This is a genomic window from Shinella sp. HY16 (genome assembly GCF_028534175.1).
Taxonomy (GTDB): Bacteria; Pseudomonadota; Alphaproteobacteria; order Rhizobiales; family Rhizobiaceae; genus Shinella.
In genome coordinates, this window is record NZ_JAHYXL010000001.1 from 1,846,483 (window position 1) to 1,858,123 (window position 11,641).

General features: G+C 63.9%; 12 protein-coding genes. 3 read left to right on the forward strand and 9 right to left on the reverse strand.

Annotation, left to right across the window (positions count from 1 at the left end):
• Positions 1 to 142: 142 nt before the first annotated feature.
• Positions 143 to 763 carry a GntR family transcriptional regulator gene (locus K0P03_RS09405; RefSeq protein ID WP_130515811.1) on the forward strand — a complete coding sequence of 207 codons (621 nt, stop codon included), beginning with the start codon at positions 143 to 145 and terminating at the stop codon, positions 761 to 763.
• A gap of 53 nt (positions 764 to 816) precedes the next feature.
• Here K0P03_RS09405 and K0P03_RS09410 read toward each other — a convergent pair whose 3' ends face one another.
• From K0P03_RS09410 to cysG, 5 genes are all read right to left on the reverse strand, one after another.
• On the reverse strand, positions 817 to 1,632 hold the full coding sequence (locus K0P03_RS09410; protein ID WP_023512814.1) for a ferredoxin--NADP reductase: 816 nt from the start codon (positions 1,630 to 1,632) through the stop codon (positions 817 to 819).
• Between the two features lie 211 nt (positions 1,633 to 1,843).
• Positions 1,844 to 2,344 (reverse strand): DUF934 domain-containing protein, encoded by a 501-nt coding sequence (locus tag K0P03_RS09415; RefSeq protein WP_050743177.1) that lies wholly within the window; start codon positions 2,342 to 2,344, stop codon positions 1,844 to 1,846.
• An 11-nt stretch (positions 2,345 to 2,355) separates the two neighbouring features.
• On the reverse strand, positions 2,356 to 4,029 hold the full coding sequence (locus tag K0P03_RS09420) for a nitrite/sulfite reductase (RefSeq protein ID WP_023512812.1): 1,674 nt from the start codon (positions 4,027 to 4,029) through the stop codon (positions 2,356 to 2,358).
• 9 nt (positions 4,030 to 4,038) lie between these two features.
• Positions 4,039 to 4,356: a DUF2849 domain-containing protein gene (locus tag K0P03_RS09425; protein ID WP_023512811.1), complete on the reverse strand. Its 318-nt coding sequence runs from the start codon at positions 4,354 to 4,356 to the stop codon at positions 4,039 to 4,041.
• Between the two features lies 1 nt (position 4,357).
• Positions 4,358 to 5,797, reverse strand: coding sequence for a siroheme synthase CysG (cysG, locus tag K0P03_RS09430; RefSeq protein ID WP_272789433.1), 1,440 nt, complete (start codon positions 5,795 to 5,797; stop codon positions 4,358 to 4,360).
• 197 nt (positions 5,798 to 5,994) lie between these two features.
• Between cysG and K0P03_RS09435 the strand changes: the two genes are divergently transcribed.
• Together K0P03_RS09435 and mazG are read left to right on the forward strand one after the other, a co-directional pair.
• Entirely contained in the window at positions 5,995 to 6,582 is a 588-nt protein-coding gene (locus tag K0P03_RS09435) for a deaminase (protein ID WP_130515807.1), read from the forward strand.
• Between the two features lie 8 nt (positions 6,583 to 6,590).
• Positions 6,591 to 7,424 carry a nucleoside triphosphate pyrophosphohydrolase gene (gene mazG, locus K0P03_RS09440; protein ID WP_272789434.1) on the forward strand — a complete coding sequence of 278 codons (834 nt, stop codon included), beginning with the start codon at positions 6,591 to 6,593 and terminating at the stop codon, positions 7,422 to 7,424.
• 188 nt (positions 7,425 to 7,612) lie between these two features.
• Here the strand turns inward: mazG and hflX are convergent, their stop codons facing one another.
• The 4 genes from hflX to trkA all read right to left on the reverse strand — a co-directional run bounded on the left by hflX (position 7,613) and on the right by trkA (position 11,629).
• Positions 7,613 to 8,935, reverse strand: coding sequence for a GTPase HflX (gene hflX / locus K0P03_RS09445; protein ID WP_023514953.1), 1,323 nt, complete (start codon positions 8,933 to 8,935; stop codon positions 7,613 to 7,615).
• A gap of 77 nt (positions 8,936 to 9,012) precedes the next feature.
• Positions 9,013 to 9,255, reverse strand: coding sequence for an RNA chaperone Hfq (gene hfq / locus K0P03_RS09450; protein ID WP_023514954.1), 243 nt, complete (start codon positions 9,253 to 9,255; stop codon positions 9,013 to 9,015).
• A gap of 96 nt (positions 9,256 to 9,351) precedes the next feature.
• Positions 9,352 to 10,215: a D-amino-acid transaminase gene (locus K0P03_RS09455; protein ID WP_272789435.1), complete on the reverse strand. Its 864-nt coding sequence runs from the start codon at positions 10,213 to 10,215 to the stop codon at positions 9,352 to 9,354.
• A gap of 37 nt (positions 10,216 to 10,252) precedes the next feature.
• Complete coding sequence (gene trkA, locus K0P03_RS09460) at positions 10,253 to 11,629, reverse strand: Trk system potassium transporter TrkA (RefSeq protein WP_050743182.1); 1,377 nt, start codon at positions 11,627 to 11,629, stop codon at positions 10,253 to 10,255.
• Positions 11,630 to 11,641 lie beyond the last annotated feature (12 nt).

An 11,641-nucleotide genomic window follows, 5' to 3' on the forward strand; every position in this document is an offset into this window, starting at 1 on the left:
CAAAGATGGGCCGGAACGCACGTTCCGGCCTTTTTCATGCCTTTCACGGCCCGTAGCCGGCGGAAACATCAGTGATATATCACAACAATGGACAGCGGCCTCACGGCATGCGACGATGTGATATATCAAACAGGGACACGAAATGACGGAAAGCGCGGCTTCGCAGGCCCACCTCGCCTATCTCGCCCTCGAAGGGTTGCTCGTCACGCTCAAGCTGAAACCCGGCTCGCTCGTCACGGAACGCCAGCTCATCGCGCTTGCCGGCCACGGCCGGACGCCAGTGCGCGAGGCGATCCAGAAGCTGGAATGGCAGGGCCTGATCGCCGTGCGCCCGCGGGCCGGCCTGCAGATCACCGCGATCAGGCCCGAGGACCACGCCGAGGTCATGGCAACGCGCCGCCAGCTGGAGCCGCTTGCCGCCGAGCTTGTCGCCCGCAATGCGGACGAGGCGCACCGCGAATCGCTCGTCGCCTGCGCGCAGGCGATGACCGCCTGCTCGATCCATTCCGACATCGAAGGCTTTCTCGCCGCCGACAAGGCTTTTGACGAGATCATGGAGGCGGCCTGTCCCAACCGCTTCCTGACGACCGCCCTCGCCCCGCTGCAGACCCATGCCCGCCGCCTCTGGTTCGCGCGTGCCGACAGCCGGCAGATGGACCGCTCGGTGGACCTGCATGTGAAGGTGATCCGCGCCATCCGAAACGCCGACGGCCCCGCCGCCGCCGCCGCCATGGCGACCCTCATCGACGACCTCACCGGCTGAAACGAAAAGGGCGGCCCGAAGGCCGCCCATCAATCTTCAAGACCGGCGTTCGCTCAATCGACGAAGGCGCGTTCGATGACGAATTCGCCGGGTTTGTTGTTAGCGCCTTCGATCAGGCCAGCCTCTTCCAGGAGCACCTTGGTTTCCTTCAGCATGGCCGACGAGCCGCAGATCATGCCACGATCGACCGCCGGGTCGAAATGCGGCACGCCGAGATCGGCGAACATCTTGCCGTTGCGGATGAGGTCGGTGATGCGGCCCTGGAACGGATAGTCCTCACGGGTCACCGTCGCATAATGGCGCAGCTTGTTGCCGACGACTTCCGCAAGGAACTCGTGGTTACGGATCTCTTCGACGAGGTCGAAACCGTATTTCAGTTCCGCAACCTCGCGGCAGGTATGCGTCAGGATGACCTCGTCGAATTTCTCGTAGGTTTCCGGATCGCGAATGAGGCTGGCGAAGGGCGCGATGCCCGTGCCGGTCGAGAACATGTAGAGCCGCTTGCCCGGCGTCAGCGCGTCGAGCACCAGCGTGCCGGTCGGCTTCTTGCGCATCAGCACCGTGTCGCCCGGCTTGATCTGCTGGAGATGGGAGGTCAGCGGGCCGTCCGGCACCTTGATCGAGAAGAACTCCAGCTCCTCGTCCCAGGACGGGCTGGCGATCGAATAGGCGCGATAGACCGGCTTGTCGCCGACCATCAGGCCGATCATGGCGAATTCGCCGGAACGGAAGCGGAAGCTTTCCGGGCGCGTCATGCGAAAGCGGAACAGACGGTCCGTATAGTGCTGCACGCTCGTCACCGTCTCGGCGAAAACGCCGGCGGGAATGGCGGAGGCCACAAAATCTTCGGTCTTGGCAGGTGCGTTCATTTCGGGATCGGTCCTGGCTTCGCGTCGAGAAAATTTGACGATAGGCAGATATTACATCCTGAGCAGCAAAGGAAGGTATTCCGTTCCAATGCGCTGATTGGCCGCGCAATAGTTTGCCGCTCATGTCGTTTTTGCGCAAGGCCGGCCGTCCGGCCTTGATCTCGCGCAAAGCTGCCACGAAATTGCGGCTATTCGCCGGCCGGCGCCCGCATCAGGCCCGGCGGCGCCAGCTATAGGAACCCGCATCTCCGGAAGGACGCGCAGTCGGCTGATAGTGGTTGTCGATGCCCGGCAGACGGTTTTCCGCAAGCCGCTTCAGCGCCGTCGCATTGGTGACGGCGAAGCTGTCGATACCACAGCGCAGCATCAGCGGGATCTGGTCGATCAGCACGTCGCCCACCGCCCTCACCTCGCCCTTGAAGCCGAGGCGCGCGCGCAGCAGCGAGGCATGGCTGAAGGCCCGCCCGTCATTGAAGGCCGGAAAAGCGACTGCGACCAGCCCGATGCGGTCGAGATGACCCTCGAGCTTGCGCACGTCATCCGCCGGATTGATCAGCACGCCGAGGCCGACCTCGTCCGTCTCCGAGACCTTCGCGAGGAAATCGCCGAGGCCGAGGATCGCCTTCTCGTTCGAGCCGGCCTTGGTCTCTTCAGTTTCGACCACCCAGGGATCGTCGGTCACGAAGCCGGTTTCGTTCCAGATTTTCGTCATCACCGGTCTCCTCAGGCTGCCGCGGCGGTCTTGTCGCCGTAGAGCGCATCCTTGAACGGCTGCGGCCCGACGCGGCGATAGGCGGTCAGGAAGGTCTCGGAGGGCTCAAGGCGCAGGCCGAGATAGGTATCGACGATCACCTCGATCGCATCCGTCACCTTTTCCGGCTCGAAGCCGCGTCCGATGATCTCGCCGATCGACGTGTTCTCGTCGCCGGACCCGCCGAGCGTGATCTGGTAGAGCTCCTCGCCCTTCTTCTCCACGCCGAGCAGGCCGATATGGCCGACATGATGGTGGCCGCAGGCATTGATGCAGCCGGAGATCTTGATCTTCAGCTCGCCGATCTCGGCCTGACGCTCGGGCGAGCCGAAGCGGGTGGAGATCTCCTGCGCGACCGGGATCGAGCGGGCATTGGCCAGCGCGCAATAGTCCAGCCCGGGACAGGCAATGATATCCGTGATGAGGCCGGCATTGGCGGTTTCAAGCCCGGAGGCGACAAGGCCGCGATAGATCGGCTCGAGATCGGCCAGCGCCACATGCGGCAGGATCAGGTTCTGCTCGTGGCTGACGCGGATCTCGTCGAAGGCGTACTCCTCTGCGATGTCGGCGACCGCCTCCATCTGCGCATCCGTCGCATCGCCCGGGATGCCGCCGATCGGCTTCAGCGAGATCGTCACGCTGGCATAGTCGGGGTGCTTGTGCGGATGCACGTTGTGCTGCACCCAGCGGGCAAAGTCGGCATCGGCCTTCTTCCACTGTGCAAGGCTCGCCCAGCCTTCGGCACGCGCGGCAAGTGCCGGCGGCGCGAAATAGGCGGTGATGGCGGCGATGTCCCTTTCCGGCAGCTTCAGCTCGGTGTTCCTGAGTTCGGCGAACTCCACCTCCACCTGCCGCGCCAGTTCCTCCGCGCCGGTTTCGTGCACGAGGATCTTGATGCGCGCCTTGTACTTGTTGTCGCGCCGGCCATGCAGGTTGTACACGCGCATGATCGCAGTCGTGTAGGACAGGAGGTCCTCTTCCGGCAGGAAATCGCGGATCTTCTTGGCGACCATCGGCGTGCGGCCCTGCCCGCCGCCGACATAGACGGCAAAGCCGATCTCGCCGTTGTCGTTCTTCTTCAGGTGCAGGCCGATGTCGTGCACCTGGATCGCCGCGCGGTCGCGCTCTGCGCCGGTGACGGCGATCTTGAACTTGCGCGGCAGGAAGGAGAATTCCGGATGCACGGAGGACCACTGGCGCAGGATTTCCGCATAGGGACGCGGATCGGCGACCTCATCGGCCGCAGCGCCGGCGAAATGATCGGCCGTGACGTTGCGAATGCAGTTGCCCGAGGTCTGCAACGCATGCATCTCGACCGTCGCGAGATCGGCCAGCGCGTCCGGCAGTTCCGACAGTTTCGGCCAGTTGTACTGGATGTTCTGGCGCGTGGTGAAATGGCCGTAGCCACGGTCATACTTGCGCGCGATATAGGCCAGCATGCGCATCTGGCGCGCATTCAGCGTGCCGTAGGGAATGGCGACGCGCAGCATGTAGGCGTGGAGCTGCAGATAGACGCCGTTCATCAGGCGCAGCGGCTTGAAAGCATCCTCGGCGAGTTCCCCGGACAGGCGGCGGCCCACCTGATCGCGGAACTGCTCCACCCGGCCGGAAACAAAGGCGTGATCGAATTCGTCGTAGCGATACATAGGCGTTCCTCAGGCGGCCGAAGCGGCCGTCGCAGTCAAGCCGGCATAGCCGGCGGCATAGGGAATGGTCGGGCCGGCGGCACGGATGCGCTCGCGCATGCGCAGCGGCCGCAGCACGCCGTCGATCTCTTCGACATCGACGACATTCACGTCAACCACTTTGTTGTCGGCGAAGGCCTGCTTGCCGGTCGCTTCCAGCGCGTCGACGGCCTCCTTGTGGCGCGCGACGAAGGCAGCCTGGAGCTGCTCGTTCCAGGTGCCGCTCGCATCCAGCCAGACGGAAATACCGTCGGAAAGGCGGTTGGCTGTCAGAACCTTGTCGGCCATGTCATGCTCCCAATACTGCTGTGGTGCGAACCGGCTCGCGGACAGCGAGCGGCTCGGAATGTTCGAAATTGGCGCCGGCAACGGCGTCGCCGATGATCACCATGACGGGACCGGTCAGCTCGTCGCGGTGCTCAAGGCCCGGCAGGTCCTTCAACGTGCCGTGCAGCAGCCGCTTTTCCCGCCGGCTGGCATTCTCAATGACAGCGACCGTCGTCTCGGCCGGCAGGCCCGCTTCCATCAGCCGGGCGGCGACGGAGGCGGCGACCGTGCGGCCCATATAGACGGCCACGGTGGCGCCGGAGATCGCAAGCCGCGCCCAATCCGGAAGGACAGAGCCCGTCAGGTCGTGGCCTGTCGTGAAGACGAGCGAGGACGCGACGCCGCGCAGCGTCAGCGGCAGTTCGAAATCGGCAGCCGCGGCGAAGGCGGAGGTGATGCCGGGCACGACCTCATAGGTGACGCCCGCCTGGCGGAGCGCCGCCATTTCCTCGCCGGCACGGCCATAGACCAGGGGATCGCCGGATTTCAGGCGCACGACACGTTTTCCCGCCTTGCCGAGTTCGACAAGCAGGTCGTTGATCTCTTCCTGCGACTTGGAATGACAGCCCTTGCGCTTGCCGACGGAAAGGCGCTCGGCATCGCGGCGCCCCATGTCGACGATGGCCTGCGGCACCAACGCATCGAAGACGATGACGTCGGCTTCCATCATCACGCGCTGGGCGCGCAGCGTCAGGAGATCCTCTGCACCCGGACCGGCGCCGACGAGCCAGACATGACCGGCGGCCCTGCCCTGCGAGGTCAGGAGGGAATCGGCAGTACGCTGCGCGAGTTCGATATCGCCATTGTTGACGGCATCGGCCACGGCGCCCTGAAAGAAGCGGCGCCAGAAGACGCGCCGCGTCACGCCGCGCGGCAGGATACGATCGACGGCTTCGCGGTAGCCGTTGGCGAGGCTGGCGAGGCGGCCGAGCGAAGGCGACAGGATCTGGTCGACCTGCGCGCGAATCATCTGCGCCAGGACGGGGCCTGCACCCTCCGTGCCGATGGCGACGGCGACGGGCGCCCGGTTGACGAGCGCCGGCGTGAAGAAATCGCAGTAGTCCGGCTGATCGACGGCATTGACCGGAATGCGCAGCGCGCGGGCCGCGGTGGAAATCGCCCGGTCGGTGGCAGCGTCGCCCGTCGCTGCGAAAACGAGCGTCGCATCGGCAATGGCGTCGCTGGAAAAGGATGCACGCACCAGCTCCAGCCCCTTGTCGGCGATGAAGCGGGCCAAGTCGGCCTCCGGCGTCTCGGCGAGCACGACGATCCGGGCATCCGTGTTGAACAGCAGCCGCGCCTTGGCAAACGCCTCGTCACCCCCACCCACGACAACGACCGTCCGGCCGCTGACGCGGAAGAACGCCGGGAATGTCGAAAGCTTCTGGTGTGCTGCGGTCATGGTGTAGTCCGGTTGAAGTCTGCGCACTATCGCGAAAAATGGCCACAAACAAAAGAAACAGAAATTCCAATGGCTCCGGGGGCGCGTATTGTTTTGCTCGCACCTCCCGCATTTTGAGCATAAGTCACCGGCCACCCTTGCCTGCCCGCCGCACCGGCCGCTATGGAGGCACTGTCACGCCAACGAGGATTCCCATCATGGACCAGTCCGCCCTTGCAAAGCGCCTCCTCGATGTCATCGAATTCGATATTCTGCCGTTGACGCGCGACGGCGTTGCCGCCGGCAACAAGGTTTTCGGCGCGGCTATCCTCAACAAGGCCGATCTGTCGCTCGTGATCGCCGAAACCAACAACGAGACGGAAAACCCGCTCTGGCACGGCGAAGTACACACGCTGAAGCGCCTTTACGAGCGCATCGAGAAGCCGGACACGAAGGACTACATCTTCCTCTCCACGCACGAGCCCTGTTCCATGTGCCTTTCGGCCATCACCTGGGCAGGCTTCGACAATTTCTACTATTTCTTCAGCCATGAGGATTCGCGCGACAGCTTTGCGATCCCGCACGATCTGCGCATCCTCAAGGAAGTTTTTCGGCTCGATCCCGGCGGTTATGCAAAGACGAACGCCTTCTGGCATTCCGCCGCCATCGCCGATCTCATCGCCACTTCCGACGAGACCGCGAAGGCAGCCTTGAAAGCACAGGACGCAAAGATCCGCGCCGCCTATGACGACCTGTCGGACGCCTACCAGTCCGGCAAGACCGGCAACAACATCCCCCTCAACTGAGAACCACGATGGAACCGAGCCGCGACATCGAACGCCTGATCGAGATCATGGCAGCCCTGCGCCAGCCTGAGACCGGCTGCCCCTGGGACGTCGTCCAGACCTTCGAGACGATCAAGCCCTATACGATCGAGGAGGCGTACGAGGTCGCCGACGCCATCGAGCGGAACGACATGGACGACCTGTGCGAGGAGCTGGGCGACCTCCTCCTTCAGGTGGTCTTCCATGCCCGCATGGCAGAGGAGCGCAGCGAATTCGACTTCGGCAACGTCGTCGAAGCCGTCACGCGCAAGATGATCCGCCGCCATCCGCATGTCTTCGCCCGCTCGGACGCGGACACGCCCGAAGCGGTGAAGCTGCAGTGGGATGCGATCAAGCAGGCGGAGAAGCGGGAGCGCAAGGAGCGCCGCGCCAGACGCGGCCTGCCGGACGACCCGCTCCGCGGCCATCTCGGCTCCGTGCAACGTTCCTTCCCCGCCCTCGTCGAGGCGCTGAAGCTTCAGGAACGCGCCGCCAAGGTGGGCTTCGACTGGTCCGAACCGGCGCCGATCCTCGACAAGATCGAGGAAGAGGTCGGCGAACTGCGGGAAGCGCTGCGGAACGATGACAAGAAGGCCGTCGCCGACGAACTCGGCGACCTCATCTTCGCGCTGGTCAATATCGGCCGCCATGTCGGCGCCGATCCGGAAATGGCGCTGCGCGGCACGAACACGAAGTTCCGCAACCGCTTCTCGCATATCGAGGACAACCTTGCTGCCAACGGCGAAAGCCTTGAAACGGCGACGCTGGAGCGGATGGAAGAGTTGTGGCAGGCGGCAAAGCGGATCGAGCGGCAGTTGACGTAAGGGGCTGAAAGGCCCCTCATCCGCCTGCCGGCACCTTCTCCCCGCAAGCGGGGCGAAGGGTCAGGATGCAAGGCCTTCTCTTCATCCGGGACGTTTCGGTTTTTAGGAAACCGGTGCGACACCCCCTTCTCCCCGCCTGCGGGGAGAAGGTCGCGGCAGCGGGATGAGGGGCACTCAGCCCGGCGCCCTCAGCGCTCCCAGTCCTCGACCACTCTCTTGCCGCCAATGCCGAGCCGGCGGTCGAGTTCGGCAGCTTCCGTTTCGGTCAGCCGCAGTTCCAGCCGTACATTGCCGTCTTCCAGGTCCTCGCGCGCATCGACGATCGAATGATCGTAGACCCAGGGCAGAAGCTGAAGCTGCGTGACCGGCAGGATGACGTCGCGATCGACCAGCACGCCGGAAAGCCGCTGGTTGATCTCGGAAAGCAGCTTGTCGACGCCCTCGCCGGAGATGGCGGAGACGGCAATGACGGTCGGCTGGCTCTCGGCTTTCTGCACCAGCGCCTCGCGCGCTTCGGGCTCCAGCCGGTCGATCTTGTTCCAGACCTCGAGGATGCGCTCCGCCCCGTCCTTCTCGTCGATACCGAGATCGGCGAGGATGCGCAGCACGTCCGAGGACTGCGCGCCGTTGTCGGGATCGGACATGTCGCGCACATGGAGAATCAAATCCGCCTCCAGCACCTCTTCCAGCGTCGCGCGAAAGGCGGCGACGAGGTGGGTCGGCAGGTCCGAGATGAAGCCCACGGTGTCGGAAAGGATAACGGTGCGGCCCTGCGGCAGCTTCATGCGGCGCAGCGTCGGGTCGAGCGTGGCGAAGAGCATGTCTTCCGCCAGAACCCCTGCCCCGGTGATGCGGTTGAACAGCGTCGACTTTCCGGCGTTGGTATAGCCGACGAGCGCGACGATCGGATGCGGCACCTTCTTGCGCTTGGAACGGTGCAGCTGGCGGGTGCGGCGCACCTGCTCCAGCTCGCGCTCCAGCTTGACGATCTTGTCCTGCAGCAGCCGGCGGTCGGCCTCGATCTGGGTTTCGCCCGGACCGCCCATGAAGCCGGCGCCACCGCGCTGGCGTTCAAGGTGGGTCCAGCTGCGGACCAAGCGGCCCTTCTGGTAGTTGAGATGGGCAAGCTCGACCTGCAGCGTGCCTTCCTTGGTGGAGGCGCGCCGGCCGAAGATTTCGAGGATGAGGCCGGTGCGGTCGATGACCTTGGCACCCCATTCCTTTTCGAGATTGCGCTGCTGTACCGGGGTCAGCGGGTGATCGACGATGACGAGACCGGCATCGTGTTCATCGAGCAACGCCTTGATCTCCGCGATCTTGCCGGTGCCGAGCAGCGTACCGGGCTTCGGCTGGCTGACGGGCACGACGGCAGAGGAAGCGATGGTCAGGTCGATAGCCCGGGCAAGGCCGACGGCCTCTTCCAGCCGCGCCTCGTCGGACCGCATGGTCACGGTCGGATCCGGTTTTCCACGTGCGGCCTTGAGGACCGGCACGATGACAACGGCGCGCATATCGTCCCGGTGCTTTTCAGCCTCCGGAACGATGGAATCCTTGCTTGTATCGGATTTCTTAATGGTCTTGGGTCCTGTCAGGAGCCGCTTTCCTCGGTCTCGAACATCTGCAACGGCTGGCCGGGCATGATGGTCGAGATCGCGTGCTTGTACACGAGCTGCGAGTGACCGTCGCGACGGAGCAGCACGCAGAAATTGTCGAAGGAAGTGACAACCCCGGTCAGCTTGACCCCGTTGATGAGAAAGATCGTCAGGGAAATCTTTTGCTTGCGAACGGTATTAAGAAAAAGATCCTGCAGGTTCTGAGAACGTTCCGCCATCGCGCCGCTTCTTTCTGATTGCCGGCCCTTGAGACCGGTTGACTAAAATAAATGTCCCCAGGCCCGACACGACGTGGCGGACCGTCAATTTTGGTATCAAATCGCGGTCTTCTCCGCAACGGCGAAAAAGGCCTCGCGGATTTTCTGTGCCGTCATGCCGGGATGCCCGTTGGCGATCGCGTGTCCGTCGATCGAAACGACCGGCAGGCAGATCGTCGTCGCCCCGGTCACGAACACTTCCCGCGCCTCCAGCATTTCCGCCACGGAAAAGCGGCGCTCCTCGACGGCAAGGCCCAGCTTTTCAGCGACATCCATCAGCGTCGTGCGGGTAATGCCCTTGAGGATGCCGTGATCGGCCGGCCGCGTGACCAGCGTACCGGCCCGGTCGACGATCCAGAGATTCGTCGCGCCGCCCTCCGTCACATGGCCCTCCGCATCCACAAAAATCGCTTCCTGCGCGCCGGCCTCCTTCGCCTGCTGGCGAGCCAGCACATTCGGCAGCAGGCCGACGGTCTTGATGTCCACCCGCCCCCAGCGATTGTCGGCCACCGTGGCAGCCTTGATGCCCGAGGCGTATTTGGCAGCGTTCACCGCCGGATCCAGGCTTTTTGCCGTGACGACCAGCGTCGGGCGCACCTCTGGCGCCGGAAAGACATGATCCCGCTTCGCGACGCCGCGCGTCACCTGGAGATAGACCATGCCGTTCGTCACCAGATTGCGCCGCAACACCTGCCGCAGGATGCCGGTCAGCGCCGCGCGCGGCATCGGCTGGCGAATACGGATTTCCGCCAGCGACCGGTCGAGCCGGTCGAGATGGCGGCCGAGATCGACGATAAAACCCTGCTGGATCTGGCAGACCTCATAGACCGCATCGGCAAAGACGAAACCGCGGTCCAGGATATGCACCGCCGCATCGGCATGGCGGACATATCGGCCGTTGACATAGGCGATGCGCGGCATGGATGTTCCCGTTATAGGCGTTTGCGGATGCAAACGCTCAGAAATACTGGATGCTGACCCGGAAAAGCTGCTCGACATGGCGCACGGCCGCAGCGGCCGCGAACAGCACGACGCGATCCTTCGCCTTGATCTTGGTGTTGCCATCCGGCCGGATCACCGTCTTGTCGCGATAGATCGCGCCGATGCGGATACCGGGCGGCAGTTCGATCTCGCGCAGCGGCTTGCCGACGAGCGGCGAGGTCTCGAGCGCTTCTGCCTCGATCACCTCGGCAGACCCCTTCTGCACCGCATAGACCGAGCGGATACGCCCCTTGCGGACGTGCTGGAGGATGCCCGATATCGTCACTGCGCGCGGATTGATGTGCGCATCGATGCCGAGCGTCTTGGTAAAATCCTGATACATCGGGTCGTTGATCAGGACGAGGTTCTGCTTGCAGCCGAGGCGCTTGGCCATCACGCTGCCGAGAATGTTGATCTGGTCGTTGTTGGTCAGCGCAACGATCAGGTCCGCATCCTGGATATCCGCCTGCAGCAGCATCTTCTGGTCGAGCGCCGAACCGTGCAGCACGACGGCGTTGCGCAGCTTGTCGGCGATGACGACCGCCCGCTCGCGGTCGCTCTCGATGATCTTCAACCGCGTCTTCGACTGATAGTCCTCGATCGCCTTGGCGACGAAATAGCCGATATTGCCACCACCTGCGATGACGATACGCGCCGCCTCCTGCTCCTCGTGACCGAACAGCGCCAGCGTGCGCCGGACGTGCTCCTTGTCGCAGACCACATAGGCAAGATCGCCCGAATGCAGCTGGTCGGAGGAATTCGGCACGAACAGCTTGCCATTGGAGAAGATGCCGGTGACGGTGGCGTTGAGATCCGGGAAGAGCTCACTGAGCTGTTTCAGCGGGGTCTCGACGACCGGGCAATCCTCCATGCATTCGATCGCCACCATGACGATGCGGTCGTCGGCAAAGCGCACGACATCAGTCGCGCCCGGGAAGGAGATGCGCCGCAGCACCATCTTGCCCACCTCGATTTCCGGCGAGATGGTGACGTCGATGGGCATGTCGTCGCGCGAATAGAGATCGGAATACTCGGGCGCAAGGTAGCTCTGTGAGCGGATACGCGCGATCTTCGTCGGCACGTTGAACAGGGAATGCGCCACCTGGCAGGCGACCATGTTGATCTCGTCGAACAGCGTGACGGCGATCAGCATGTCCGCCTGGTCCGCGCCGGCCTTGGCCAGCACTTCCGGATGCGCGCCGTGACCGACGACGCCGCTGACGTCGAGCGTTTCCGTTATGGCCGATATCAGCGAGGGCTGCGTGTCGATCACCGAAACGTCGTTGCCCTCTTCCGAGAGCCGTTCCGCAATACCGTAGCCGACGCGCCCGGCGCCGCAGATGATGACCTTCATGCCCAAGAATCC